This window comes from Anaeromyxobacter oryzisoli (genome assembly GCF_022690765.1).
Taxonomy (GTDB): Bacteria; Myxococcota; Myxococcia; order Myxococcales; family Anaeromyxobacteraceae; genus Anaeromyxobacter; species Anaeromyxobacter oryzisoli.
The window spans coordinates 31,592-56,216 of sequence record NZ_JALCZA010000002.1 but is presented as its reverse complement, the minus strand read 5'-3'; the positions used below and the strand labels follow the sequence as shown (position 1 = coordinate 56,216).

Sequence of the window (24,625 nt, the reverse complement as noted above, 5' to 3'; positions counted from 1 at the left end):
CACGCTTCACGGCCATGACCACCGCCGGCAGGTACTTCTCCCGTCGCGACGGCATGAGGGACTACATCGAGGAGGGACCGCTCCTCCCTGCGCTCGACGAGTTCGCGAACGAGCTGGACCGCGCGGGCTACAGCCCCCACACGACCGCAGGCTATCTGCGCGGTGCCCGGCACCTGACCTGGTGCATCGAGCACCGCCGGTTCCGCCGCTCCGACCTCACGCTCGAGAACCTGCGAGCCTTCGCGCGCGCACCCCACGCCCGCTGCGACTGCGCGTTTCCGGAGAAGCCGACGCACAGCGCGTTCAGCGCCATGAAGCCCTTCCTGCGCATCCTTCAGCGGCGAGGGATCGCGCCGGCGCCAAAGCCGCCGCCCTTCGCGAGCGAGCTCGCCAGATTCGGCGCCTACCTGGAGGAGGTGCGAGGCGTCGCCGACGAGACGCGGCTGACCCGGCTGAGAACGCTCGCGGGCGGCCTCGGCGTGCTCATGCCCGCCGGTCGCTTCGACGTGCGGAAGCTGACGGTGCCCGCGATCAACGCGCTCGTCGCGAGCTTCGCCGAGAAGCAGCAGATCCAGAAGGCGAGGTGGATGGCGGACACGCTCCGCGCGTTCTGCCGGTACCTCGACACGACGGGCGAGGGTCCCCGGATCGACGGGAAGTCGATCCGCGGCCCGAAGGCGCGGAAGTGCCAGCCGCTGGCGAAGGCGCTCACGCTCGAGCAGCTCAGGCTTCTGCTCCGGCCGCTCCGCGAGGACACGCCCCTCGCGGCGAGGGACTTAGCGGTCCTGCTGGTGCTCGCTCGCACGGGCCTTCGGCGCAGCGACGTCGCTCGGCTGGCCCTGAAGGACTTCGACGGACGGGCAGCCACCCTGAGCGTGCGCAGGAACAAGTCGCGCCGGGCGCACGAGGTCCCACTCCCGTCGGAGGCGCGGGATGCCCTCCTGACCTACGTCTGCAAGTACCGGCCGCGTCGAACCGGGGATGCCCTGTTCCACGCGGAGAACTACCCGTACGACAAGGGGCTCACCGCGAGCGCGGTCTCGGCGATCGTGGCGCGCGCCTTTCGCAGGTCGGGAATCGAGCACGTCTCGATGGGCGCGCACACGCTGCGCCATTCGCTCGCGACGCATCTCGTGGCGAGGAGAATGCCGCTCAAGAGCATCGCGGACGTCCTCATCCACAAGTCGATCGAGACGACCGCGCTCTACGCCCGGCTCGATCGCCAGCGCCTGGCCGCGATCGCGCGTCCATGGCCGATCCCAGCGAGAAGTCCCAACCCGAGGAGCCCCACGCCATGACGCGATACGTGTCCCTCGTCCAGCAGGCGGAGGATTACTTCGCCTGGAAGCGCAAGCTCGGCTTCCGCCCGCGGACCGAGCGCGAGGTGGTCCTGCACTTCGCTCGACGCGTCGACGCGACGAGGCCCCGCGAGATCAACGTCGACACGGTCGTGACGTGGGCGCGCGACTCGAGACAAGGCTCCGCGCGGTACATCGCGCAGCGGTACGAGGCGGTCCGGCGGTTCCTGGCTCGCATCGCCCAGTCGAGGCCCGGCGTGATCGTGCCGCCGCCGGGCTATCTCGGGGGCAGGTTCGTCCGGACGCAGGTGCACATCTACTCGGAGGCCGAGATCCGCGCGCTGATGGAGGTCGCCCTCACGTTACCTCCGGTCACGAAGCTCAGGCCTCACACATGGCACACGTTCTTCGGGCTGCTCGACGCGACCGGCATGCGCGTCGGGGAAGCCATCCAGCTCGACACCACGGCCGTGGACCTGCGGGAGGGAACCCTCCTCGTGCGCCGGGACAAGAGCGGCAACTCGAGGCTGCTGCCGCTCGCGCCGACCACCGTCGACGCGCTCGTGGCGTATTCCGAGCGCCGCGAGCACCGGCACAAGGACCCAAAGTCGCCGGCCTTCTTCGTGACCGAGACGCGCGGGACGCGGCTCCAGTACCAGTACGTGAACCGGGCGTTCTGCTTTCTCCGAAGGACGCTGGGATGGCGCGCGCGGCCTCTACCTCGGGTTCATGATCTCCGGCACACCTTCGCAGTTCGAACGCTCCTCGACTGGATCCGGGCGGGCAAGGACGTCGACGTGGAGATGCCGGCGCTCACCGCCTACCTCGGGCACGCGAAGCCGGAGAGCACGTACTGGTACCTATCGGCGGTGCCGGAGCTGAGCCACCTCATCACCGGCAACATGGAACGCCTTGCGGGCCTGCGAGCAGGGAGCACGGTGCTATGAGGCGGCACGAGCCCACGCTGGCGCTCCTCGTCGAGCGCTTCCTCGTCGAGCACCTTCCCATCGAGCGCGGCGCGAGCACGCGCACCGTCGAGAGCTACGCGACGACGCTGCGGCTCCTCGTCAACTACTGCGCCGGCGAGCGTGGGATGAACATCGGGGCGCTTCGCCTGGAGGACTGGAACGCGGCGACCATTCTCGAGTTCCTGAAGCACCTGGAGCAGCGAAGGGGGAACGAGCCCAGGACACGAAACCAGCGGCTCGCCGCGCTGAAGTCGTTCTTCAAGTACATCGGCGCGCGGCAGCCCTCGAGCCTCCAGGTCGTCGAGCAGGTGCTCAAGATCCCGCACAAGCGCCACGACGAGCCGCTCGTTGGGTTCCTCACGCGAGAGGAGCTGGAGGCGGTCCTCGAAGCCGCGAACACGCCCGAATGGTACGGCCAGCGGGACCACGCGATGCTGCTCACCGCGTACTTCTCGGCCGCGCGCGTCTCGGAGTTCACCGGGATGGACCGGAGGGATGCCGACCTCGCCGGCAGGGAGGGGCGCATCAGGATCCGCGGGAAGGGCCGCAAGGAGCGCACGGTGGTGCTGCCGGCGCGACCTACCGCGGTCCTGCGCGCGTGGGAAGCGCAGCTCGCGCCGGACGTCGTCCCGCTCTTCCCAGGGCGGGCGGGCGAGCGGCTCACCCGGTCCGGCGCCGCCGACCGGCTCCGGCGCGCCGTGCTGCGAGCGAGCGTGGACTGCCGGTCACTCCACGGGAGGCGCGTGTCTCCTCACGTCCTGCGGCATTCGATGGCCATGCACCTCCTCGAGAATGGGGTGAGCCTACCGGCGATCGCCCTGTTCCTCGGGCATGAGAGCATCGAGACGACGAACAAGTATCTCGTGGCGAGCTCGAGGCTGAAGCGACAGACGCTGGAGTCACTGCCGCCCCTCGGCCCTTGGCGCCGCCGGCCGTCCCGACAGGAAGAGGATCGGCTGATCCAGCTCCTGGAGTCGCTGCAGCGCTCGGGGGGCGCGCCGGCGAGGGTCCTGCAAGCGTCCTCGGCGCATCCGGTGCCGTCGGGTTCGGCCTCGCCTGGTGCTACGTGGCCATCCGATCGAGTCCGTCGTGACGTCGGCGGATCCGGCAGAGAGATGTCCCGGCTGCCTACGGGTCGCCAGCCACTTCACGAATGCCCGCCGCGTTGATGCGGCCACCACTTCAGGCTCCACCTGCCGCGGACCGGGATCACGGTCCGCGAAAGACCTGGACCTCGTCTCCGTACAGGTGGTTCCCGTAGTACTCACCCTGGCGCTGCTCGGGGTGACGCTCAAAGTCGATGTACGGAGCGCCACAGCCTGGACAGCGGAAGGGGTTCGCATAGCGGAAGCTCTTCCCGCACTGCTGGCACGGTGGGAGGCGGGCCTCAAGCCGCGCCACCGCCACGGGGTCCGCCGGGGCCAGCAGCGGCGGCGCGTCCTCGACGGTGTTCCTGGCAACCAGCGTGTGCGTACCGGTCTCACAGTAGAAGTAGACGAGGTTGGCAAAGCCCGCGTGGAATGATTGGAACCGGAAGCTGCGCCTGCACTGGTCGCAGATCGCGACGTGCGAGACGTTGCCCGGAGTCACACTCCCGGGAAAGTGGAACCCACGGAAGAACAGTCCTCGGCCGATCAGTTCGGCGGGAGCGGTCTCGCACTCCGGGAGGTAAAGCGGCTGGAACCGGATACCCTTCGCCTTCCCTTCGGCGAAGGCTTGCCTGAAGTCGCCAGGCCGTTCCACCACGACGCAGTCGGCCTGGACTGCGAACGTGGGGTGGACGCGAACGGAGAAGTAGACCATCCGTCCACCCTCATCGCGCGCCGACGCGATGTCGTAGCTCCATTCCTGCCCCCCGCTGCCGACCAGGACGAGGGTGCAGGCCTCCTGGTCAGGAACCCCGGCCTCGGGCGTGACCTCCACTGGGACCTGCTCCTTGGTTATCCGTGCGAGCTCTCGCCCTCCCCACATGGCGCGCAGGATCGGCTTCCCCTTGCGGTGGAACCAGGACATGGCGGGAGAGCCTAGCAGGCTCGTCGCCGGAGGGGGGAACTCGCCTAATTATGTTCTCCCAGAGTGGCACGAAAGACTCTCGAGACGTGCACTCCGCCGACTAACTGCGCGTAACAGAGACCTGCGCATAACCGAGCTTGGGTGATTATGGACGAACACGATGCCATGCGCCGCCTCGCGCACTGCCGTCCGGAAGACGTCGCGCGGGTTCACTGGGCACTGCGTGAGCGACCCCTGCGCGATGCGCTCCGTCCGCAGAAGCCGGCCCCGCACGTCGAGCAGGACCACGTGAAACTCCTCCACCGGCGCGTGCGCGAGCGGGCGCATCAGTTCGTAGACGCGACCCGGATCGAGCACCCGCTCCCCCCGCTTCGGCGGGCTCCAGGCCCCACGCCGCCCCAGCTCGAAGGCCGCCGCCAGCATCGCCGCGCGCTGCTTCGTGAGAGCAAGCCGCATCGCCAACTCGCCCGCCGACGACCAGGCCAGCTCGGCGATCTCCATCGAGGAGACCGCGGCGAGCGTGCTGCTCCCCAGTTCGCATCCCGTGACTGCGCGGAGGAGTTCTTCGTCGCTCATCGCCCGCGCGCCGCTCGTGAACATCCGCTCGTGCACCGCCAACATGTCGGCCTCCCCGGTTCGGGTTTAGGCTGCTGAAGCAGCAGCCCTCGCCCTCCCCCAGGCCAGCGGAGCGAGTGACGACCGCGGCGAGGACGCGAATGCGGACTGTCACGTGGGACTGCGGACACCGAAGAGCGTGGAAGGACGAGATCGGCCGGCGCGAGCTACGCATCAGAACATCCGGCGCGCCGACGGCCGGCGCGCCACCGCGCTTGCTGCGGCGATAGCCGCGATTCGGCTACGACCGCCGGCGCCGCGAAGCGGCGACACCACCGGCGGTCGGTATGAGCTCATGCCAGCCTGCGCGGCTTGGTCTCACCCCGCAGAGCCAAGGCTGACGCCCACGTGGGGCGGATGCACTCGTTGGAAGGCCCGCGGAGCGGGATCCTCTGATCCCCCCAACGGCGCTCTTCAGGCATGCTGGGGCTGCGGGCGCGCCCCTGGCGCTGCTCACGCGCTGGCAGCGACCAACGCGCGCTTCCGGACGATCGGCGCGCGGGCGGCGATCCCCAGCCGAGGCAGCGGGAGGCCGAGCGATGGCGGAACAGGCACCGGGGCTCCCTTCGGCCACCACCAGAGTCCCGCCGCAGGATCCCAGCGCCATCCGGCGTCCTTCAGGTCCCTGAGGATGTTCGCCGGCGGCTTGCGGTCGAAGCGGAGGGCGGGCTGGCGGCCGCGGTGGCGCGTCTTCTCGACGTGCAGCTCCGGCGCGCTCCGAGCTCGCTCGGCGTCACCGACGAGCCGCAGCTCGAGGAGCGAGACACCGCAGTACGTGCAGCACTCCTCCTGGACGGACGAATCGGCGGCGTAGAGCGGCAGGATCGGCCGGCCGTTGTAATCGACATCGGAAGGCGCGAGGCCGGTCGTCGCTCGCAGGCACCCGGGGCAGAAGACCTCGTCGTTCGCGCTGTACCCGAGGATGGTGAAGGGCTTCATCGTTGGCATCTCCCTGCTCATTGGGGGCGGCACCGCGCCGCCTCGCCCAGGCATGGGCGGGGCGGTGCCGGCCCTCGCGACGGCGGGCGGCGGCGTTGCCGAAGCGACGGGCCTGTCGGAGGACGTGACGGCGAGCGCGGCTGTTCGCGCTCGCTGGCGCGGCCGACGCACCCGGCGCCCGAGGCGCTTCTAGCCGCCGCCCGACGTCGTCCTGCAGGGAGAAGGCGACAGGCTGAAGCCACGGGCCCAGCAGACGCGCAGCTTCGTCAGCAGACCTTGCTGCCCGCCTGGCTCGCCTCCAAGGGAGGCTTTCGTGGCGAGAGCCAAGCGCTCGGGAATGGGGTCCCGGTGCTGAGCCTCTGATGCAGCTCGAGCGCGACGCTCGCGAGCCGCATCACGTCCTTCGCGAGGTCGTGACCGGGAGCCCGCTGTGGGCTCAGGATCCTGCGCGCGAGAACCAGCTGTTCCTCTAGCAACTTGCTTGCGATGCGTGCCACGGCCGTGGCCTCCTTGTGGTTGAAGCGACACCGCGCCGCTCGCCGACCGCGGCGCGTGTCGCGAATGAAGTCTGCCGGCTAAGCAGCGACATCCGCCAGGGGTGCTGGCGCTGCTTCCTCCTCGTTCGCGCCGCCGGGCTCCGCGGACTCCCCGCGCGCTCCACGACCCAGGAACGTCACCTGGTCGGCGACGATCTTCACGCGCGAGCGATTGTCGCCGCTCTGCTTGTCCTTCCAGAAGTCGGTCTTGATGCGGCCCTCGACGTACACGCGGCTCCCCTTCGCGAGGTGCTCGCCGCAGGCCTCGGCGCGCTTCCCCCAGACCTCCACGTCGTGCCACTCCGTCTCCGTCTTGCGCTGGCCCGAGTCCCGATCGGTCCAGCCGCGGGACGTGGCGAGGCGCAGCTTCACGACCGCCTGCCCACCCGGCGTGTACGAGACCTCCACATCGTTTCCGACGAATCCGACGAGGATCACCTTGTTCACCATGACGTTCTCCCATTCGCGTGGGCGGCACTGCGCCGCCTCGCCCGCTGGGCGGCGCGGCGCCGCCAAAGCGACAACGCGGTGACTCGCGAACGACGGAAGACCAGCGCTTTGGTGTTCCTTGGGGGCGCACTCGGAAGCGGGCTCACATGCTCACCGAGCCTGGAGGAGGGCGGGGCTCGGCCGGTCCCCCCCCGCAACCGGTCGCACCGCTCTCCACGGGCACTCCAATTTCGTCCGGGTGCCCAAGCCTCTCTGGCGCAGGCGCAGCAGAACAGGGCCGCGCACCGCGCGGCTCTCAAGCTCTGGGGTCGAGAGGCTCCAGCACTTGCAGCGCCGGCGCCCCCGCGACAGGGCCCCGGCCGCCGCGAACGGCCACCGCGGCGCAGGATCTCGGCGCGCTCAGGCCTCGGCGGGCTCCTCGTCGTCGTACGGCGTGAAGCGGGTCAGGTGCAAATCGGGCGGGTGATAATCGCCGCACAGCTCGCAGTGAACGATCTCGAGCTGCACGTGGCTGAACTCCTCTTCGACCTCGTGGTGGAGCATCGGCTGCGTCGGAACCAGGCTGGCCATCTTGCGACTCCCTGTGGTGGGCGGCACCGCGCCGCCTCGCCCGGCACGGGCGGCGCGGTGCCGGCCTCACAGCGCGCGAGGGTCCGCCGTTGCCGCCGCTCCGCCCTGCAGGCCCGTGCCACCGAGGCTGTTCGCGAGATGGCGCGGGCCTTGCCCCGGCGGAGCGGCGGCGCGCCGTTAGGCGGACCACTCGCGCGCGTCCAGGAGGCGCTGTGGCCAGCCGGCGGCGTCCCGGCTCCTACGCGGCGAAGAGCGCAGCGGCGCTCGAGTCGTCCACGGTCGACAGGTCGGCGACGGCGTGCACCTCGTCGCACCACGGCAGGAGCCACTCCCGTTCGACCCCGATCCCGAGCCCCAGGATGGTGACGCCGAGCGCCGCCGCATCTGTGCGGAGCGCCGGCGCCGAGCTCGGGTCCGAGCCTCCGTCGGTGACGAGCACGATGTCGGCCTTCCTGAGCGCACCGGGGTGGCCCCGGATGATCTCGAGCCCGCGCTTGAGCGCCACGCCAATTTCGGTCCCTCCCCCGCAGCTGACGAAGAGCCCCTCCTCCGGGATCGGCTCGCCCGGCCTGACGACCGCCTCGAACTTCACGCCGCCATCGAACCCCATCAGCGCGTACATCCGCCGCTCGCGCTGCGCGTGGTCGAGCAGCGCCAGCGCGAGCGCCGTCGCCCAGACGTCGCGCGGCCCGTCCATGGAGCCGCTCTTGTCGAGCAGCACGACGAGCGGGCCCTTGCCGAGCACTGCTGTGCCCGCGAGCTGGTACTGGAGCACCTGGCGCTCCAGCATGGCGCGCATGAAGTCGAGGCGGAGTAGGCGATGCGAGAGCTTCGAGAGCTCGGCCGGCAGCGCTCGCGCGAGGTCCGCCCCCTGTTCGACGTCCGTGATCTCGTCCGCGCCGTGCTTCACGCGGGAGCGGCGCTTGTTGGCGGCGATGCGCTTGAACCGTCCGGCGAGCGCCGCGATGCGGCGGAGCCGCTGATCATTCTTGAGCCTCGCCGCGAGGGGCCTCACCGCAGGGTTCTCGCCGGGAACGCCCTGCTCCGTCCCGACGCCAGGGGCGTGCCCGCCATTTAAGTCGACCTGCGCGAGTCCCTCGCTCGCGTCCCGCAGCTCCTCGACCGCGCGCGCCGCCTGCGCGCAGGCGGCTGCGAGCGGGCGCCGCAGTGGGTCTTTGCTCGACCCCGGCGCCTCCGGCGAAGGTGGCTGCTCGGGTGGCGGGACGTTCATCTCCCGGAGGAGCGTCTCAACCGCGGCGGCCGCGGCCGCCGAATCTCCCCGGCACTCTGCCGCGAGCCGCGCGAACGCAGGGAGCCGGTCACAGGTCGCGTGGATGCGCTCGGCCCAGGGCCGGAAGGCCGGATTCGTCTTCCCCGGAGGGAGCCGCTCCCCTTCCCCGGTGTAGAGGCGCTCGAACAGCTCATCCTCAAGCCGGAGCGAGGGGCCGTCTCGGTCGTTCGCGCGCGGCATCTGCCGGTGCTCGCGATGCAGCATGAGGTGCCATCTCGATACGTCGAAGAGGAGTCGTTTCATGTGAAGTCTCCGGTTGGCTACCGAACGCGGCGCGTGGCCCGCTCGCGGCCGCCCCAGCGAAAGCGGCGGCCGCAGGCGGGCTCGCACGAGGGCGCGCCTGGCGACTCTCACCGCCCCCCGCCCAGACCCAGGCCAGCGCTGAGAGCCCGCGCGAGGTCGTAGTGGAGCTGTCCGATCTCCTGGTCGGCATCGCCGAGCGCCTGCTTCGCGCGAGGTCCCGCTGCGCTCCGGAGCTCCTTCAGCTTGTCCTGCTGCGCCTTGAACTCCTCCAGCGCCTGAGCTGCCTGGGCGAGGTAGCTCTTGCGATCGGTACCGCGCAGAGCAGCGACGCGCGCCGCGGTCTCGCGCGCGGCGTCGAGCACCTCGGCCGCCTTGGCGCTCACCGGGTCCGCCAGCTGACCGACGAGGTGCGCGACCTTCGAGTACTCCTTCGGCTCGCGCCAGAGCGCGTGCGTGAGTCCGAGGAGGTCCTCCGGGGTGGTGCTGGCCTCGCCGGCGAGGTAGGCGCTGGCCTGCACGATCTTCAAGGTCTTCTTCCAGCGGCGGTCCGACGCGATGATCCCTTCGGCCTTGCAGCTATCGCGGATGCTGATGAGCGCCTGGAGGGTGTCGTCCGTCACGCGAACCTTCGCCACCTGCGCCTGCGCCTCGCGCAGCGTCGTCATTGAGAGCGCGACCGAGGCCGTCGGCTCCGGAGCGACGAGGACCGCGCGGAAGTTGCTCGGCCGCAGGAGGTACTGCACGTCGAAGCGGAGCAGGAACCGGTCGAACAGCGCCTCGAGCTCCTTCCCCTCCGGCAGCTCGTTCGAGGCGCCGAAGAGCGACACGAGCGGCATCTGCATGGGCGCGCAATCGTTGTGGAACAGGCGCTCGTTCATGGCTGTGAGCAGCGAGTTCAGGATGGCCGAGTTCGCCTTGAAGACCTCGTCGACGAACGCGAACTCCGCTTCCGGCAGCTTGGCCGTCGTGACCCGCTGGTACCGGTCCTGCTCGAGGGCCTTGAGGCTGATCGGGCCGAAGAGCTCCTCGGGTGTGGAGAACTTCGTGAGCAGGCGCTCGAAGTAGCTCCCGCCGAAGGCCTGCGCGATGGCGCGCACGAGCGCGCTCTTCGCGGTGCCAGGCGGCCCGAGGAAGAGCACGTGCTCGCCGGCGAGCACGGCCGCGAGGGCGCCCTCGATCGCCTCTCGGCGTTCGGGGAACCTCTTGGCGAGGTCGGTGCGAAGCTGCTGGAGCTGCGAGAGTGCAGTCGTAGTCATGGTCGATCCTCCCTTCCGATCAGGCGGCCTTGGTCTGGAGCAGCCCCTCCACCTGGAGGGTCAGCTTGTTGAGCGCGGTCTCGAGGTCCTGGACCTGGACCTGGAGGACGGTGTGGTAGAGGCGGGCCTTCGAGCGGAGGGCCTCGAACGTCTCGAGGCGCCGCGCGAGCGTGGAGGCTCGCTCCGGCGGAGCGATGAGGAAGCCCTCGATCTCGGCGCGCAGCACGCTGATCTCCTCGTCGATGGAGGTGCGCGCCGCGTGCCCGAGCGCCGCGGTGGCTTCTGCGCTCGCGTGGATCGGCACCACGTCGAGGCGCGAGGCGCCGATGTTCGAGACCGCCCGCTGGAGCTGGCGCAAGGTCTCGGCGTAGGGCGCCGGAACCCAGTACACGCCGCCGTTCTCGCGCAGCGTGACGGCGGCGCAGCAGTTGAGCGTCTTCACGAGCGCACGGCGGACGTCGTCCGCCGTGTGCGTCGTGAGGAGGCGGTCGTAGGCGGTCGAGATCGAAACGACGAGGTCGTGCCCCGGCCGATCCGAGTCGAGCTTCGCGGGGGCGTGCCGGTCGAGCCGGACCCGCGCCTCCTGGGTCAGCGAGACGTTCCCGGCGCTGTCGCGCGCCTCCACCATGACCGCGAAGACGATCTCGTCCTCGTCCTCCTTGCCGAGGCGCAGGAGGTGGTCATGCTGGCCGACCTGCGACTCACGGACGGCGGTCTTGAGCGCCTTCTCCGGAGTGGGCGGCTCGGGCAAGAGCCCCGCCGCGAGCCCTGCGTTCGCCCAGACGGATTCGAGGAGCGAGCGGGTGATCCGAGCGTCGGTGAGCGTCCACCAGAGAAGATCGCCGACGTGCCTCCCGGCATTGAGCGTGTACGAGCGAATGAGGTCCAGTGACATGCGGTTCTCCCTGTGCGAGTGGGGCGGCACCGCGCCGCCTCGCAGAGGCGGCGGCGCAGGTGCCGCCTACGCCAGGGGCTGCTGACACCGCGGCCAAGGACGCGGCTCATTGCAGATGAAGGGAGAGCAACTGCACGGTGGGCAGTTGAAAACCCCCGGGGCGTGAGCCCCGGGGGTGCGGTGTGCTCGACGCCACAGGGAGCGACGTCGAGCTCTGCGACACGTTCACACCGACTAGTTTCGTGGCCGCCGTCGGGCGAGGACAACGGCTGTCGCGCGGAAGCTTACGCGGCGACCTTCTTCGCCTTCCGCGCGGCACGCTCCGCGCGTCGCGCTGCGATCTGGTCGCCGCTCGCCTTCTCGATCGCGTCCAGATCGACGGCATACGCCGCAGCCGCTGCCGTCGTGCGCTCGGAGTACTTGGTCGACCAGGCGAAGTACGCGCCACGCGCGAGCGCCAGCTCGAGGATCAGCGCGCGCAGGCCTCTCCCATCGAGGGAACGAGCGTGAGCCGTGAGAGTGGTCTCGGGGGCTTCGCCCTTGCCTCGCTCGAGGCCGCGACGCTTCACCGTGTCCGCGATGGCGTCGTGATATCCCCCGTGCGCCATCGCCTCGAAGATGAGGCTCGCGAAGGTCGGATCGTCCGCCGGCCGCGCCTCCGCTGCGGCGACGATCGCGGCGAGGACGTTGCTGATCGTCACGCGGCGGACGAGCGCTGCAGCTCGCGCCGCAGCTGCGTCGACGGGCTCGCTGGGGTCCTGTCCCGCTTCGCCACTGGTATCCGCGGATAACCCGTCCGGAGTGCCTGGCGCGGAGGCCGGCGCCTTCAGCCGCCGACCGAACTCGACTCCGGCCTGCTCGAGCGCGGCGAGAGCGTCCGCCTTGAGGAGGAGCGCGTGGGGAACGCCCGTCGGATCCGTGGCGAGCGTCGGCTTGGGGCAGAGATCGCCAAGGAGCTTGCGCCAGGTGCGCCGCTCCGGGTCGTCGTAGCACGGCAAGTCGGCATCGACGTACTTGCTGTTCCAGGGGAGCTGTACCGTGCCCTTGTAGATCTCGTTCGACTGGTGCTCGGTCAGCACCGCGCCGCCCTTCGCGACCACGTCCTCCCCGAGCTTCTGCCGGTGCGCCCCGAGCTTGCTCCGGAAGCAGACCGCATCCGTGCAGGTGTCCTTGGGGGTGTCGTCGGGGAAGAGCGCGGGCTGGTTCCCGCTGCGCTTCGCGCAGGTGGTGCAGGCCCCAGCTTCCCGGACGAGCTTCGCGTCCTTGAGGCTGAACGGGGCACGGTCGAGCCGGGTGAGGTACTTCTGCTCGATGAGATGGGCGAGCTCCTCGGTCGGGAACGCCGCGCCCTCCTCCCCCTCCGCGAACGCCTCGCGGAACTCCGCGAGGGCCTCCTCCTGCAGTACCAGCGGGATGGCCCGGGCCACCAGGAACGCAGCGCCGGTGGTGAGCTCGCCGCCCCAGAACGCCTTGCGCATGGCCGGCCCGAGCGCGGTGAGCTTGAGGCGCGCGTACACGTACTGCGCGGAGCGGCCGACGAGCTCCGCGAGGGACTCAGCGGTGTGGAAGGGCTTCCCGCGGGCGCCCTTCATCGCGAGCAGGTCCTCGTAGGCTTCGGCCTCCTCCATCGGGTGTGGATTCTCGCGGCAGGCGTTCTCGACGATCCGGAGCTCGTGCGCCTCTTCGTCGGTCAGCTTCTCGACGGTGGCAGGAATCGCCTTCAGGCCGACCTTCTTCGCCGCGCGGAAGCGCCGCTCGCCGTAGACGATCTCGAAGCGCGACCCCTGCGGCCGCAGCTTGATCGGCTGCTGGACGCCGTGCTCTCGCACCGACGCGACGAGCTCGTCGATGTTGCGCGAGTCACGGTTCAGGGGCGACGGGTCGATGTCGTCGAGTGCGACGAGCTGGACCGGCAACGGCTGCGCGCTCTTCGAGGGGGCTCTCGTTGCAGACCGAGCCTTCTTCGCGCTGGTGGTACTCGTGCTCATGTGGAGTCTCCTTGATGGTTCGCGGCGGCACCGCGCCGCCTCGCCCGCAGGGCGGCGCGGTGCAGACGCTGACGTCAGCACGCATGGCGGGTGACACACCGACTCCGCCTACTCATCGGACGGCTGGCGTCAGGCGGACCGCGCGCCGCGCCGGCGTCACGGCGCGCTGGCGCGGTCCCGCCTCGGGGCCGCTCGCCGACGGGCGGCGGACCACCCTGCCCGGTCGTCAGGCGGACCGCACGCCAGCGCCAGCTTCACCGGCGCGCCGGCGCGGTCCTGCCTCGGCGCCGCTCGCCGACGGGCGAGCGGAACACTCTGCCCGGTCGTCAGGCGGACCGCGCGCCAGCGCCAGCTTCACCGGCGCGCGGGCGCGGTCCAGCCTCGGCCCCGCTCGCCGACGGGCGGCCGGACCACTCTGCCCGGTCCTCAGGCGGACCGCGCGCCGGCGCCAGCCTCATCGGCGTGCAGGCGCGGTCCCGCCTCGGTGCCATTCGCCGAGGAGCGCGCGCATCGCGGCACCGGTCGTCAGGCGGACCGCGCGCCGGCGCCAGCATCATCGGCGCGCGGGCGCGGTCCAGCCTCGGTGCCATTCGCCGAGGAGCGTGCGCTTCGCTGCACCGGTCGTCAGGCGGACCGCGCGCCGGCGCCAGCATCATCGGCGCGCGGGCGCGGTCCAGCCTTCGGGGCCGTTCGCCGAGGAGCGCGCGCATCGCGGCACCGGTCGTCAGGTGGACCGTGCGCCGGCGCCGGCTTCATCGGCGCGCGGGCGCGGTCCAGCCTTGGGCCGTTGGCCGACGGGCGGCCGGCATCGCGCTACCCGCTCCTCAGGCGGACCGCGCGCAGGCGCCGGCTTCATCGGCGCGCCTGCGCGGTCCTGCCTCGGGCCGCTCCCCAACGGGCGCCACGCATCGGTCGCGGCGGGGCGCCGCCTTGCCCGCAGTCGCCACGGGGGCTCGCGCTCAGCTCACTGCAGCGGTCAGCCGCTCTTCCGATTCCCCTCGTCGGACGGTGCGACTGTCGGGCGCGTCTGGCGTTTCTCTGCCCCCGACCACGTCTTGCTCGACCCTGCGGCGGCGCCTTCGACGAGCCAGACGATGAACTCGCGAGTCTTTCGAACAGTGCTTCTCACTTCGGCTCGGAGGTCCTTCGTACCCCCTCGCGACTTGAGCTCATCCAGAAGGACGTTGAACCCGTCCTTTAGGAGCTGCGCGTCGCCGACCCTGACCCGCGCCCTGGGCGCCGGCTTGAGCCCGGTCGCCGCGACCGACTTCTCTGCAGCCGGCCTCGCCTGCGCCCGCGGCCTTGCCACCGAGAAAGCCGGAGTCCAGCCAGCAGGGAGGGCCGACGTCAGGAGCTCCCGCGCTTTGTCGAAGGTCATGACGTGCACCGGGAAGTCTGGCGGATTCGCGTCCTTCGCGTGCTCGGCCTGGAGCGCCTCGAGCACGTGCACGCGGCGCCATTCCGAGTGGACAAGGAAGAGCAGCTCCGGACGGTACCCGTCCGGGAACGTCGATCGGTACGCAGTGGTCTGGGCTTCGGCGCCGATCGGCGCGGCGACGAAGAGCCCGTAGCGGCGCGCCTTCATGGTCGTCGCACCGGCGTTCATGGTGCTCATGGGCGAGATCGTGTGCGTCCCCCGCTCCGCCTCGATGAAAATGCGGCGTTGCGCGAACGGCAGCTCGACGATCGCGTCCGGGCGCAACAGGTTCGTCTTGAACGCCGCGTTGTCGTCGAGCGTCCGGAAAGCGATCGGCCGGTCGGTATCGCACAGCCACCGGAACGGCAGATCGCCGGGGCTGACCGGAGCCCCTCGCGCGGTCGCCATCGCGACGAACAGATCATTCAGCCAGAGGTCGTGCTGGAGGTTCGCCACGACCGCGGGTGTCGTCGAGTACGCCCGCAGGTACGGGAGGAGCGGTGCGACGGCGTTGTACCCGTCGTTGGTCACCGCCCAGGCGGCCACCTTCGCTCGTTCCTGCCGCGCACCAAAGAAGAAGTCCTGCCGGACATACCCACCCCCGCCTGGACGCGCAGCGGCGAGCATCGCCAGACGCCGGTAGGCGATCGTGATGTGCCGACCAGGGAACGAAAGCGCGATGAGCTGATCCGCCGTAAGGCGCCGCGCGATGGCGAGGAAGCCGAGCACGTCGTAGTCGCGCGCCGTCAAGGTGACCGCTTCGACCCGCTCGCAGACTTGGACGCGGCTCGTCCCTTCCGCGCAGCGCTCGACGTCGATCGAGTAACGGACGGCGGGCCCCTCGGCCTTGAGCCGCTGCCGCACGGCCGCGACGAGATCTTTCTCCTCCATCGGTGCAGCGTCGGGCCCGAGCACTAGCGAGACCGTGAATCGAGCGCTCGCGCCTGCCGATTTCGGGACCGTATCGACTGCAGCCCGAACGGCGAGCCCTGCGACCTCATTCGCCCCAAGCATCGACTCTTCCCCTCCGGTTCTTTCAGCCCGCTTATTCGTCGCCTCGGCCTCCACGAGACAGCACCCCGCCCTTTCTCGATTCCGAACCATCGAGCCTTCACCGATGTGTCAGCGATGTCTTGACTCGTTGCCCTGGTTCCCCCTGCTCTGCTCGCTTCGCCCCGAACCACGCCACTCCCACCAACCCCGCCACCTCGGCCCACCAATTACGTCACCACCACAATTGTTTCTTTCTTCTTCTTAACTCTTTCCTTTACTCCTATTCCCCACCTCACCATCACCCACCAACTTCACCTCTCACTCTTTCCTTCTTTCTTTCTCTTCCTCCTCTCTCCGTTAACTATCTTCCCCCTGTCCTTGCCCCACCCTCTTCTTCTCCTCTCCAAGTCTGGTCCCAGTTTCCCGACCCCTCTCCCCAGTCGTTGGGGGAGAGGGGTCGGGAAACTGGGACCCGCACCGTTACCTCGGATCGCGCTCGCCTGCTGGGTGGGGCAAGGACAACCATTTCCGCGACTTAGACCTGCTCAGGGTGCCTAATAGGGTGCCGAATCAGGTGCCAATGTAGGTGCCTAACCGACATGGCACCCTACTCGGCACCCGCTGTCAAGGTGCCTACAGGGTGCCTAATAGGTGCCTACTGGCATCGCGATTCAACCACTTGTCGCTGGTCAAGCCTGACGTCACCGGTGACGTCCACCGATCGTGAATGGCCGGGTTTGGCTGAAGGCCCACCGTGCACAGCTCCGGTCAGGACGCATCCGCTGCTCGATCGACGTCACCGGTGACGTCAACTGGCCAGCTCTCGTGAGAATGCCCTGCCGAACAACAAACGCGGCGCGACGTCACCGGTGACGTCGACGCCGGCGCGGCAGAAGGCACCGGGTACCGCATCGACGGACGGGAACACGAAGGTGTCGGCGCAACGCGAGGCCACAGGGCGACGAGACACGCGAATCTTTCCTACTCGTCCCGGTCCCCTCAGAGATCCTCACTGGTCCGCGCCCGTCCTCGGAATCCGTGAAGAAAGGGTGGCTGCGGACGAGGGCGGATCCAGGGCTCTCCTACCCTTCGCGGCCCGGTCCTTCAAAGGTCCCCGTTCCGACCCTTAGGAACAGATGCCTAAAGGACGTTGCCCTGCCACCTGCTAGCCGCGTTGGAGGGAGCCTAGAGCGCCGATCAGTTCAAGATCTCCCTGAATCCGCTCGCTCCCGCGCGAGGATCCACGGCGCTGGGCTCAGCGGCCAATTCGCTGGGGCGCGAAGTGACCCACCAGCGCGGAGGCCAGATTCCTCGCGCGATTGGGCTCTACCCATTGCGCGCAGCGCTCTGCGATGCGCTCCGCGATCTGCGGCCACGCCTCGAAGAAACGCCCAGCTGAGGCAAGGCCGGCGTAGATCCGCTCCACGTGCGAGAACATCTCCTCGCGCACGGCCTCGGCGAGTCGCTCCCGCTCCTCGGCGGTGAGGCCGACCTCCGGAGCGACCGCCGCCGACACGCGGACGCCGAGCATGCGGCCTTCGATGAAGGACAGAGCCCGCGCGTCCGCGGCCGTCACCCAAGGCTCGCCGCGTCGGCGGGCTTCGTGCTGGGCGTTAGCCTCTTCGGCTGTGACGAGCCGGGCGCCGCGCCCCAGGATGTCGAGCGCCCGCGCGCCGATGCCATCGGTGGCGCCGTCGACCAACTCGACGAGGAAGTAGTGCCCAGAGCACTCGGCCTGGCTCCGGCTCACGCCGGGAATCTCATCGAGGCGCGCCAGCACGGGCGCGAGTTCGGCACCTCAAGCGAGGCCCGGGACTGGGCCTCAGCTGAAGCCCCTCGTGCGGATGACGATGGCGCGCGTCACGACCCCAGTGTACCGGTGAGCGTTCGGCGAGGTCGAGGGCGACCTCGCTCGTCGTCACCGATGACGCCGTAGGCACGGAGCTTCCGCCAGAGCGTGTTCGCTCCGATCCCGAGCGTCTTCGCCGTCTCCTTCCGGCTCCCACCGTGATGCGCGAGGACCCGCAGCACGTGGCGCCGCTCGAGCTCTGCGAGCGGCAAGAGGGTCTCGTCCACTAGCGGGACTTCGCCGCCGGCCAGGATCTCTGGCGGGAGGTCGCCCTCCTCGATCCGTGGCTTCCCCTCTGCCAGCACGACCGCCCGCTCCATTGCGTGCTCCAGTTCACGCACGTTGCCTGGCCACGGGTACTCGAGGAGTCGGTCGAGCGCGCGCGCCGAGAGTGAGCACGGGCCGCAGTGGTACCTGGTGCAGTTCCGGCGCACGAACGCGTGCGCGAGCGGCAGCACGTCCTCACGCCGCTCGCGGAGCGGGGGCACCTCGATGCTCACCACCTTGAGCCGGTAGTACAGATCCTTCCGGAACTCTCGCGCTCGGACCATCTCGCCGAGATCGCGGTTCGTGGCCGCGATGATCCGGACGTCGACCCTGCGGCTCTTCGCCGAGCCCACGCGCCGTACCTCGCGATCCTGCAGGACGCGCAGGAGCTTCACTTGGACGGAGAGAGGGATCTCTCCGACTTCGTCGAGGAGCAGTGTGCCGCCCGTTGCCGCTTCGAAGAGCCCCTGATGATCACGGTCGGCGCCGGTGAAGGCGCCCTTCACGTGCCCGAACAGCTCGCTCTCGAGCAGGGTCTCAGGAAGCGCTCCGCAGTTCACGGGGATGGACGGCCCGGCGGATCGCGGCGAGAGGGCGTGGATGTGGCGCGCGATGCGCTCCTTGCCGGATCCGCTCTCGCCGGTGAGCAGCACGGGTGCGTCTACCGTCGCGACCCGCTCGGCGAGGCCGAGGACGCGCCGCATGGCAGTGCTCCTCGCCACGATCTCGTCCGCCCTGGGGAGGTTCTCGGGAGCCATGGCTCATTCGTATTCCAGAATGGCGTCTCGTGCATTCCATTCTGGCATTTGCGAGCACGCGGCGTCTTCTCGGTGGTCGCCCAACCTCCTGTCGCGGCACAGGAATGCCCGCATCGCGAACTGGCCCGGTCCTTGGAGTGGGCAGGGCCTGGATCGGAATCGGGGAACCTCATGGAACGAGCAGCGTCACGGCCGGCCGAGCCCACTAGGAGGCTCACCGCAGCATCGATCGGAGCAGCGATCGCCGCGGCGTTCGCTGCTTCGCTCTGCTGCATTGGGCCGCTCGTGCTTGCGGCACTCGGCCTCGGCGGAGCAGGCCTGCTCGTCAAGCTGGAGGCCTACCGCCCCTACCTCGCGGTCTTGACGGTCGGCCTGCTCGGCGCGGGCTTCTACCTCACGTATCGACACCCCAGGCCGGCCGGCGCCGGTGCATCCGGGAGCCCGGCCTGCGACTGCACGGTCCCGACGGCGCATCGCTTCGGGCGCGTGGCGTTGTGGGTAGCGACGGTCGTGATCGCCGTGTTCCTCGCCTTTCCGTACCTCGCCGGGATCCTCTTCGGCTGATTCACGGATGGAGCATGTCATGACCCTCAGGGCTTCCATCGGCGCGGCAGTGATCGCAGCGGCTGCGCTGGTGATGGCAGCGTTTCCCTTCGAGTATACGAGCGCCGAAGGCGTCGCGGTCGCGGGCTCCACCACTGTATCGCTCCATGTGGAGGGCATGACCTGCGCCTCCTGCAAGATCGCCGTGCGGACTGCTCTCTCGAAGCTGGACGGCGTGAGAAACACGAGCGTCGACGTCGCGAACAAGAGTGCCACCATCGAATACGACCCGAGGAAGGTGACGCTGCAGCAGCTGGTCGATGCCGTGAACCGGCTCGGCTACCAAGCCAGCCTTCCCGCGCAGAGCGGTTCTTAGGAGAACGCGATGAGCTCATGCTGCTCAGGTGGGAGCTGCGAGAAGTCCGACGCGCATGCGAGCGCGGAGACCGCTTGCCCGCGCTGCGGTGCGGTCGGCAAGGTCGTCGGGGACGAGACGATCCGGTCGATCCTGAGGCCGGGGCACGCCGAAGGACTGCTCGCGGTCGAGCGCCGTTTCTGCAGGACTCCGAGCTGCGCGGTTCTCTACTACGGCGCCGACGGGCGCGTGGTCGAGAAGGACGCGGCGTCGGTGCGCGTGGGCCTGAAGGAGACCGAGGACCCGATCCCGCTCTGCTACTGCTTCGAGTTCACGCGCGCGCACGTCCGGCAGGAGGTCGCGGAGACGGGTGACAGCACGATCCCGGACCGGGTCGACGCGGAGATTCGGGCCGGGCGCTGCGCCTGCGAGCGGAAGAACCCGTCCGGCGCGTGTTGTCTCGGCGACGTGCGGAGGGCCGTGAAGGAGGCGAAGGCTGCGCTCGCGGTCGAGGGGCGGTCGTGACGCAGCTGACGACGCGCTGCACATCGTTCGGAGGGGGCCGAGCCGCGGCGCGCCTGGCGCACTGACGGAGCGAGGTGGTCGTGATGGCCTCCACGAGGCAATGTGATTTGGTCATCCTCGGGTCCGGGTCGACGGCGTTCGCCGCGGCTCTCCGAGCGCAGGAGCTCGGCAAGACGGCGGTGATGACCGAGGAGCGCGTCCTCGGCGGCACCTGCGTGAACCGGGGCTGCCTGCCGTCGAAGAACCTCATCGAGGCGGCGCGATTGGTTCACGACGCAAGCCATCCGCGCTACCCGGGATTGTCGCCGGTCGCGCTCGGCATCGACTTCGGCGCGCTCGTCACGCAGAAGGACGAGGTGATCGGCGATTATCGCGAGAAGAAGTACAGGACCCTGCTCGGCGGCCAGTTCGACGTGGTGGAGGGGCACGCAGAGTTCGTCGATCCGCACACCGTCCAGGTCGGCCGCGAGCGGCTCGCCGGCGACAAGCTCCTAATCGCCACCGGGTCACGGCCGGTCGTCCCTGACATCGACGGACTCGCTGAGGTGCCGTACCTGACGAGCGATCTGCTGTCGAGCGGCGAGGCGGTGGAGCTGAGGGAGCTGCCGCGGTCGCTGCTTGTCGTGGGCGGCGGCTATGTCGCGCTCGAACTGGGGCAGATGTTCCGACGCTTCGGAAGCGAGGTCACCCTGGTCGAACGAAGCGAGGGGATCCTGGCGCGCGGGTACGAGCGGGAGGTCGGTCCGACGCTGGCCGCCGCGCTTGAGGCAGAGGGAGTCCGTATCGTGACGCGCGCTCGCGTCCGCTCGGTGCGGGTGGACGGTAGCGAGGTCGTCGCCGCAGTCGACGTCGGCGGCCACCCTCGCGAAATCCGCGCGGAGAGGCTCCTCGTGGCCGCTGGGCGGAGGCCCAACACCGACCGCATCGCGATCGAGCGGTCGGGCGTGAGGATCGGGGCCGCCGACGAGATCCAGGTGGACGAGCGACTGCGGACCAACGTGCCGCACATCTTCGCGGCGGGCGACGTGATCGGGCGCGAGGTCGAGAGCCAGATGGCGACGCCCGTCGGAAGCCAGGACGGTGGGATCGCCGCTCACAACGCGCTCTCGAACGAGGAGCCGCGGACCGTGAGCCACCGAGTCATCCCTCGCGCCATCTTCACCGACCCGCAGGTTGCGGTCGTGGGGATGACCGAGCAGCAGGCCGTCGCCGCTGGCTATCCCTGCTGGTGCCGTGCGCTGCCGCTGTCGCTCGTGCCCCGCGCCGGCGCGATCCGCGACACGAGGGGCGTGGTGAAGATGGTCGCGAACGCGAGGACGGACGAGGTGCTCGGCGTCTCGATGGTCGGGCCGAGCGCCGCCGAGGTTATCCACGAGGCGGCCATGGCGCTTCGCTTCCGCGCGAAGCTCCGGGACTTCATCGACCTCCTGCACGTCTACCCGACGATGGCGGAGGCCCTGAAGATCGTGGCGATCTCGAGGTTCAAGGACCCCGCGAAGCTCTCGTGCTGCGCGGAGTAGGTGGGAGCAGGTAGGCGTCGCGGCCACTCTTGGCGATGTCTCGGCGCAGGCACATCAGACTCGCAGAATCCTCGGGCTGCCGGGCGGCTCTAACTTCCGAACCTCGCGCAAGGAAACGCCAGAATGACCATCGGTCGCTACGTTCGGCTCTTCGTGGGCTCGTTCACGCTGCTGGCGCTCGCGCTCGGCGCGCCGGCGAGCCCGATCTTCCAGAGCCAGAGCTGGCTCTGGTTCGCTGCCTTCGTCGGCGTGATGATGACCCAGAGCGCCCTCACGGGCTTTTGCCCCATGGCCATCGGCCTCAAGGCGCTCGGCGTGAAGCCTTCGGCCGCGGGGGAGTAACCGCTGCGTAGGGTCTTGGTCTGCCGAGTGGTCGATCGCGGCTCGAACGTCGAAGCGTCCGACGCTCGGGCCGTCGTGTAGCCGTTCTCGATCTGAAGGCTGGCCGGCTGCTGCCATCCAGGTAGCCCCGCGGACCCTATCGCTTACACCCAGAGATCGACAGGGCCCATCCGCCCGTGATCCTTTTCGCCTTCGAGCGAGCCTGCGCTCGCGCGGAGGCGGCGATGGAGCGGTGGCGGCCGAGCCAGACGGTCACGAAGCAAGAGCAGTTCATCCTCAAGCGGCTTGAGAAGAAGCGGAAGCTCTTCGGCTTCCTGCGCAAGCACCGCCACGAGATCTTCGACGACGAGTTCCAGGCGGAGCTCGAGGCGATGTACCGGGACACCGGCGCCGGGAAGAAGCCGGTGCCGCCGGCGCTGCTCGCGATGGCGCTCGTGCTGCAGGGCTACCTCGGGATGTCGGACTCCGACGCTGTGGAGGCGACGGTCCTCGACTTGCGGTGGCAGCTGGTGCTCGATTGCCTGGGAGCCCCCTTCTCGCAGGGGGCGCTGCAAGCGTTCCGCGAGCGGCTCATCGCGCACGACATGGATCGGCGGCTGCTCGAGCAGACCATCGATCTGGCGCGTGCAACGAATGAGTTCGACTGGAAGAAGCTGCCGAAGACGCTGCGCGTGGCGATTGACTCGAGCCCGCTCGAGGGCGCCGGGCGCGTCCAGGACACCATCAATCTGCTCGCGCACGCGGGCCGCAAGGTGGTCGAGTGCGCGGCGGAGCTGCTCGGGTGATCGGTGGAGCGCGTGTGCCGCGACGCGCGGGCCCCATCGCTCGGCGAGTCGAGCGTGAAGAAGTCGCTCGATCTCGACTGGAGCGACCCAGCGCAGAAGGCGGCGGCGGTGAAGTCGCTGGCTATCCAGCTCGAGAACCTGAAGGACTGGATCGGCTCGGAGCTCGCGGCGGAGATGAAGAAGCCGCCGCTCAAGGACGAGATCGAGACTCTCGCGCAGCTGATGAGCCAGGATCTTGAGCCCGACCCGGGCGGAGGCGGCGTGAAGATCCGCGAGGGCGTGGCCGCGGACCGCCGCGTCTCCGTCGAGGATCGCGAGATGCGCCACGGGCGCAAGAGCAAGTCGAAGCGCTTCAACGGCTGCAAGCGCCACATCGCGACCGACCTCGACAGCGACCTCATCCTTGGCCGGCGCGATCACGCCGGCGAACCGGCCGGAGGACGAGGCCGCGCCGGAGCTGAAGCGAGACATCGCGCTGCAGGGGCGTGGGATCGGCGAGCTGAAACATTGACCGCGGCTACATCGCAAGCTCGCTCGTGGACGAGATCCTCGGCGCGGGCGGCCAGGTCATCTGCAAGCCCTGGGTGGCGCGCAACGGGAAGTCCTTCGCGAAGGGCGACTTCAAGCTCAACCTGCGCGACTTCACCATCACCTGCCCGGCCGGCGAGACCGAGCGCATCAAGTTCGGCTCGGTCGTCGAATTCGATCCCGAGGCCTGCGATCACTGTCGCCTGCGCGCCAACTGCACAGTCGCCGGGATCGGCAGCGGCCGTACCGTCGCCATCGCTGAGAACGAGCGGCTCCAGCACAAGCTGCGCAAGCTGCAGAAGACGCGGGTTGGCCGGGCGAAGCTACGCGAGCGCGTCGGCGTCGAGCACCGGCTTGCCCATCTCGCCCGGCGCCAGGGCCGCCGCGCTCGCTACCGCGGCGTACGCAAGAACCTCTTCGACCTCCGCCGCGCCTGCGCCATCCAGAACCTCGAAACGATCCAGCGGAAGGCCGCGTGATGAGATCGCTTTCAAACCGGTCGGTGTTCTAGGTCAGGGTTGAGCCGCCTCACTTCTTAACGCGCGGCTTTCCGGTCGCCGGGTCGATCTGCTTCATCAATTCGTCGAGCAGCTTGTAGAGCCACTCCACTTCGCTGATGTACTGGCCGCTCTTGAAGTAGGCCCGCACGTCCTGACTTCCCGCACCGGCCGCCGCCTGCTCGTAGTTGCCGTGCATGAGCGTGTTGCGAACCTCCGCGATCGCCTTGATGGCTTGCTCCCGTGTCCCGGTCCCCGGGATCGTCAGCAGGTTCCGCTTTGCCGACGTAGCCATCTCCAACAGGTTTTGCAGTGTGTGCCTCTCATTTGCGTCAGAGCCGAGCACCGCCCGCAAGAAACGCTCGAGGGCAAGCAGTACAAGGAGCCCTTCCGCGAAGTGGAGTAGCTTGTCCTGCGGGTCGCCTGCCTTGAACTTGAGGTTGTGATCCCTGACGAGGACAAGCTCTCTGACGATGTGCTGCAACTCCTGGTGTTGTTCCTTGAAAGTTGCCATCGCACCCTTCCGTGCTCGCGGGTAGCGCCTCCGTCGAGTACTACTCGTGATCGCCATTCGCGAGGCGGCCGAGGGGCTCTGGGCGCGCCACGGGTTCAAGCAGGCGGGGGGCACACTACAAGCAGGGGTTCCAACGCTATCGCGTCGAGTTCCTCACGCGACTTTCCGAAGTAGCAGTCGGTGGCTGGGCTTGATCCGGCGTTCTCAAGCCGGATCAAGCTCGCGCCTACGCTGCCTTCGGCAGCGGCTTGCCCTTCTCGAAAGTCGCGTTCGCGCCGTACTTCCCGACGATCTTCTTCTTCGTGTCCAGGCCGGTTGCCTCGATGACGAACGTCGGAACGCGACGCGCCCGACGATCGGCCGTCCACTTCCTGATCTCGGTTCGCCCGGTACGACGGCTCTTGACCAGGCGCTTCGGGGCGCGAACAGCGCGCCCGGCTGAACGGACTTCGATCTCGACCTGCTCCGCAACGAGCTTGGCGATCAAGTTAGCGATCGCGGTCACCGCGGGTCGGATGGCTGTCAGGATATCGGAATTGATGGAGCTTGCAGCAGCGGCGCGTGGCATTCGAGATCTCCGATGCGTCTGTGGAACCGAGGGGTTTTGTCCCTCATATTCCAGGCGTCTTCGCGAGTCCACAATGATGACGCCTGAACGTTTGCGGCCCCG

22 protein-coding genes and 1 pseudogene are annotated in these 24,625 nt (G+C 69.2%); 9 read left to right on the top strand and 14 right to left on the bottom strand.

Annotated elements, in window-relative coordinates:
* Window positions 1–14: 14 nt before the first annotated feature.
* Genes MNZ27_RS00965 through MNZ27_RS00955 form a run of 3 tightly spaced genes read left to right on the top strand, consistent with a single transcriptional unit; the run spans window position 15 to window position 3,435 of the window.
* Window positions 15–1,298: a tyrosine-type recombinase/integrase gene (locus MNZ27_RS00965; protein ID WP_242392145.1), complete on the top strand. Its 1,284-nt coding sequence runs from the start codon at window positions 15–17 to the stop codon at window positions 1,296–1,298.
* Window positions 1,295–2,245, top strand: coding sequence for a tyrosine-type recombinase/integrase (locus MNZ27_RS00960; RefSeq protein WP_242392144.1), 951 nt, complete (start codon window positions 1,295–1,297; stop codon window positions 2,243–2,245). The genes MNZ27_RS00965 and MNZ27_RS00960 overlap by 4 nt, the downstream gene beginning before the upstream one ends.
* A complete protein-coding gene (locus MNZ27_RS00955) occupies window positions 2,242–3,435 on the top strand; it encodes a tyrosine-type recombinase/integrase (protein ID WP_242392143.1) in 1,194 nt (397 codons plus the stop codon). The genes MNZ27_RS00960 and MNZ27_RS00955 overlap by 4 nt, the downstream gene beginning before the upstream one ends.
* Before the next feature lie 40 nt (window positions 3,436–3,475).
* On the opposite strand, the gene MNZ27_RS00950 is transcribed toward MNZ27_RS00955, so the two are convergent.
* From MNZ27_RS00950 to MNZ27_RS00895, 12 genes are all read right to left on the bottom strand, one after another.
* A complete protein-coding gene (locus MNZ27_RS00950) occupies window positions 3,476–4,279 on the bottom strand; it encodes a hypothetical protein (protein WP_242392142.1) in 804 nt (267 codons plus the stop codon).
* Window positions 4,280–4,327: 48 nt separating this feature from the next.
* Window positions 4,328–4,900, bottom strand: a complete 573-nt coding sequence (locus MNZ27_RS00945; protein ID WP_242392141.1) for a JAB domain-containing protein — start codon at window positions 4,898–4,900, stop codon at window positions 4,328–4,330.
* Window positions 4,901–5,347: 447 nt separating this feature from the next.
* Complete coding sequence (locus MNZ27_RS00940) at window positions 5,348–5,833, bottom strand: hypothetical protein (protein ID WP_242392140.1); 486 nt, start codon at window positions 5,831–5,833, stop codon at window positions 5,348–5,350.
* A gap of 575 nt (window positions 5,834–6,408) precedes the next feature.
* Window positions 6,409–6,819: a single-stranded DNA-binding protein gene (locus MNZ27_RS00935; protein WP_242392139.1), complete on the bottom strand. Its 411-nt coding sequence runs from the start codon at window positions 6,817–6,819 to the stop codon at window positions 6,409–6,411.
* Window positions 6,820–7,218: 399 nt separating this feature from the next.
* A complete protein-coding gene (locus tag MNZ27_RS00930) occupies window positions 7,219–7,389 on the bottom strand; it encodes a hypothetical protein (protein ID WP_242392138.1) in 171 nt (56 codons plus the stop codon).
* A 238-nt stretch (window positions 7,390–7,627) separates the two neighbouring features.
* Window positions 7,628–8,884, bottom strand: a complete 1,257-nt coding sequence (locus MNZ27_RS00925; protein ID WP_242392137.1) for a vWA domain-containing protein — start codon at window positions 8,882–8,884, stop codon at window positions 7,628–7,630.
* Window positions 8,885–9,030: 146 nt separating this feature from the next.
* Window positions 9,031–10,179, bottom strand: coding sequence for an AAA family ATPase (locus MNZ27_RS00920; protein WP_242392136.1), 1,149 nt, complete (start codon window positions 10,177–10,179; stop codon window positions 9,031–9,033).
* A gap of 19 nt (window positions 10,180–10,198) precedes the next feature.
* Window positions 10,199–11,074: a DUF6744 family protein gene (locus MNZ27_RS00915; RefSeq protein WP_242392135.1), complete on the bottom strand. Its 876-nt coding sequence runs from the start codon at window positions 11,072–11,074 to the stop codon at window positions 10,199–10,201.
* 284 nt (window positions 11,075–11,358) lie between these two features.
* A complete protein-coding gene (locus MNZ27_RS00910; protein WP_242392134.1) occupies window positions 11,359–13,062 on the bottom strand; it encodes a ParB/RepB/Spo0J family partition protein in 1,704 nt (567 codons plus the stop codon).
* 976 nt (window positions 13,063–14,038) lie between these two features.
* Window positions 14,039–15,370 carry a replication-relaxation family protein gene (locus MNZ27_RS00905; RefSeq protein WP_242392133.1) on the bottom strand — a complete coding sequence of 444 codons (1,332 nt, stop codon included), beginning with the start codon at window positions 15,368–15,370 and terminating at the stop codon, window positions 14,039–14,041.
* A 1,357-nt stretch (window positions 15,371–16,727) separates the two neighbouring features.
* A complete protein-coding gene (locus MNZ27_RS00900) occupies window positions 16,728–17,252 on the bottom strand; it encodes a hypothetical protein (RefSeq protein ID WP_242392132.1) in 525 nt (174 codons plus the stop codon).
* An 80-nt stretch (window positions 17,253–17,332) separates the two neighbouring features.
* Window positions 17,333–18,292, bottom strand: a complete 960-nt coding sequence (locus tag MNZ27_RS00895) for a sigma-54 interaction domain-containing protein (RefSeq protein WP_242392220.1) — start codon at window positions 18,290–18,292, stop codon at window positions 17,333–17,335.
* 225 nt (window positions 18,293–18,517) lie between these two features.
* Here MNZ27_RS00895 and MNZ27_RS00890 point away from each other — a divergent pair, with 225 nt between their 5' ends.
* The 6 genes and pseudogenes from MNZ27_RS00890 (at window position 18,518) to MNZ27_RS00865 (ending at window position 23,423) form a co-directional block, all read left to right on the top strand.
* Window positions 18,518–18,910, top strand: a complete 393-nt coding sequence (locus MNZ27_RS00890) for a mercuric transporter MerT family protein (RefSeq protein ID WP_242392131.1) — start codon at window positions 18,518–18,520, stop codon at window positions 18,908–18,910.
* Window positions 18,911–18,929: 19 nt separating this feature from the next.
* Window positions 18,930–19,265 (top strand): heavy-metal-associated domain-containing protein, encoded by a 336-nt coding sequence (locus tag MNZ27_RS00885; protein WP_242392130.1) that lies wholly within the window; start codon window positions 18,930–18,932, stop codon window positions 19,263–19,265.
* Between the two features lie 9 nt (window positions 19,266–19,274).
* Window positions 19,275–19,769 carry a putative iron-sulfur cluster-binding metallochaperone gene (locus MNZ27_RS00880; protein ID WP_242392129.1) on the top strand — a complete coding sequence of 165 codons (495 nt, stop codon included), beginning with the start codon at window positions 19,275–19,277 and terminating at the stop codon, window positions 19,767–19,769.
* An 83-nt stretch (window positions 19,770–19,852) separates the two neighbouring features.
* A complete protein-coding gene (merA, locus tag MNZ27_RS00875) occupies window positions 19,853–21,289 on the top strand; it encodes a mercury(II) reductase (RefSeq protein WP_242392128.1) in 1,437 nt (478 codons plus the stop codon).
* Between the two features lie 123 nt (window positions 21,290–21,412).
* Window positions 21,413–21,631 (top strand): YgaP family membrane protein, encoded by a 219-nt coding sequence (locus MNZ27_RS00870; protein ID WP_242392127.1) that lies wholly within the window; start codon window positions 21,413–21,415, stop codon window positions 21,629–21,631.
* Window positions 21,632–21,855: 224 nt separating this feature from the next.
* A pseudogene (locus tag MNZ27_RS00865) lies at window positions 21,856–23,423 on the top strand (IS1182 family transposase).
* A gap of 49 nt (window positions 23,424–23,472) precedes the next feature.
* On the opposite strand, the gene MNZ27_RS00860 reads toward MNZ27_RS00865, so the two are convergent.
* Both MNZ27_RS00860 and MNZ27_RS00855 read right to left on the bottom strand, forming a co-directional pair.
* Window positions 23,473–23,955 carry a hypothetical protein gene (locus MNZ27_RS00860; protein WP_242392126.1) on the bottom strand — a complete coding sequence of 161 codons (483 nt, stop codon included), beginning with the start codon at window positions 23,953–23,955 and terminating at the stop codon, window positions 23,473–23,475.
* A 226-nt stretch (window positions 23,956–24,181) separates the two neighbouring features.
* Window positions 24,182–24,523 (bottom strand): hypothetical protein, encoded by a 342-nt coding sequence (locus tag MNZ27_RS00855; RefSeq protein WP_242392125.1) that lies wholly within the window; start codon window positions 24,521–24,523, stop codon window positions 24,182–24,184.
* Window positions 24,524–24,625: the final 102 nt, after the last annotated feature.

Coding starts and splice junctions, on each gene's coding strand:
- MNZ27_RS00855 (WP_242392125.1), bottom strand. CDS start 24,523: ATGCCACGCGCCGCTGCTGCAAGCTCCATCAATTCCGATATCCTGACA.
- MNZ27_RS00940 (WP_242392140.1), bottom strand. CDS start 5,833: ATGAAGCCCTTCACCATCCTCGGGTACAGCGCGAACGACGAGGTCTTC.
- MNZ27_RS00915 (WP_242392135.1), bottom strand. CDS start 11,074: ATGTCACTGGACCTCATTCGCTCGTACACGCTCAATGCCGGGAGGCAC.
- MNZ27_RS00960 (WP_242392144.1), top strand. CDS start 1,295: ATGACGCGATACGTGTCCCTCGTCCAGCAGGCGGAGGATTACTTCGCC.
- MNZ27_RS00910 (WP_242392134.1), bottom strand. CDS start 13,062: ATGAGCACGAGTACCACCAGCGCGAAGAAGGCTCGGTCTGCAACGAGA.
- MNZ27_RS00930 (WP_242392138.1), bottom strand. CDS start 7,389: ATGGCCAGCCTGGTTCCGACGCAGCCGATGCTCCACCACGAGGTCGAA.
- MNZ27_RS00955 (WP_242392143.1), top strand. CDS start 2,242: ATGAGGCGGCACGAGCCCACGCTGGCGCTCCTCGTCGAGCGCTTCCTC.
- MNZ27_RS00890 (WP_242392131.1), top strand. CDS start 18,518: ATGGAACGAGCAGCGTCACGGCCGGCCGAGCCCACTAGGAGGCTCACC.
- MNZ27_RS00880 (WP_242392129.1), top strand. CDS start 19,275: ATGAGCTCATGCTGCTCAGGTGGGAGCTGCGAGAAGTCCGACGCGCAT.
- MNZ27_RS00935 (WP_242392139.1), bottom strand. CDS start 6,819: ATGGTGAACAAGGTGATCCTCGTCGGATTCGTCGGAAACGATGTGGAG.
- MNZ27_RS00950 (WP_242392142.1), bottom strand. CDS start 4,279: ATGTCCTGGTTCCACCGCAAGGGGAAGCCGATCCTGCGCGCCATGTGG.
- MNZ27_RS00965 (WP_242392145.1), top strand. CDS start 15: ATGACCACCGCCGGCAGGTACTTCTCCCGTCGCGACGGCATGAGGGAC.
- MNZ27_RS00895 (WP_242392220.1), bottom strand. CDS start 18,292: ATGCGGCGCGTCCTCGGCCTCGCCGAGCGGGTCGCGACGGTAGACGCA.
- MNZ27_RS00925 (WP_242392137.1), bottom strand. CDS start 8,884: ATGCTGCATCGCGAGCACCGGCAGATGCCGCGCGCGAACGACCGAGAC.
- MNZ27_RS00870 (WP_242392127.1), top strand. CDS start 21,413: ATGACCATCGGTCGCTACGTTCGGCTCTTCGTGGGCTCGTTCACGCTG.
- merA (WP_242392128.1), top strand. CDS start 19,853: ATGGCCTCCACGAGGCAATGTGATTTGGTCATCCTCGGGTCCGGGTCG.
- MNZ27_RS00905 (WP_242392133.1), bottom strand. CDS start 15,370: ATGGAGGAGAAAGATCTCGTCGCGGCCGTGCGGCAGCGGCTCAAGGCC.
- MNZ27_RS00860 (WP_242392126.1), bottom strand. CDS start 23,955: ATGGCAACTTTCAAGGAACAACACCAGGAGTTGCAGCACATCGTCAGA.
- MNZ27_RS00885 (WP_242392130.1), top strand. CDS start 18,930: ATGACCCTCAGGGCTTCCATCGGCGCGGCAGTGATCGCAGCGGCTGCG.
- MNZ27_RS00945 (WP_242392141.1), bottom strand. CDS start 4,900: ATGTTGGCGGTGCACGAGCGGATGTTCACGAGCGGCGCGCGGGCGATG.
- MNZ27_RS00920 (WP_242392136.1), bottom strand. CDS start 10,179: ATGACTACGACTGCACTCTCGCAGCTCCAGCAGCTTCGCACCGACCTC.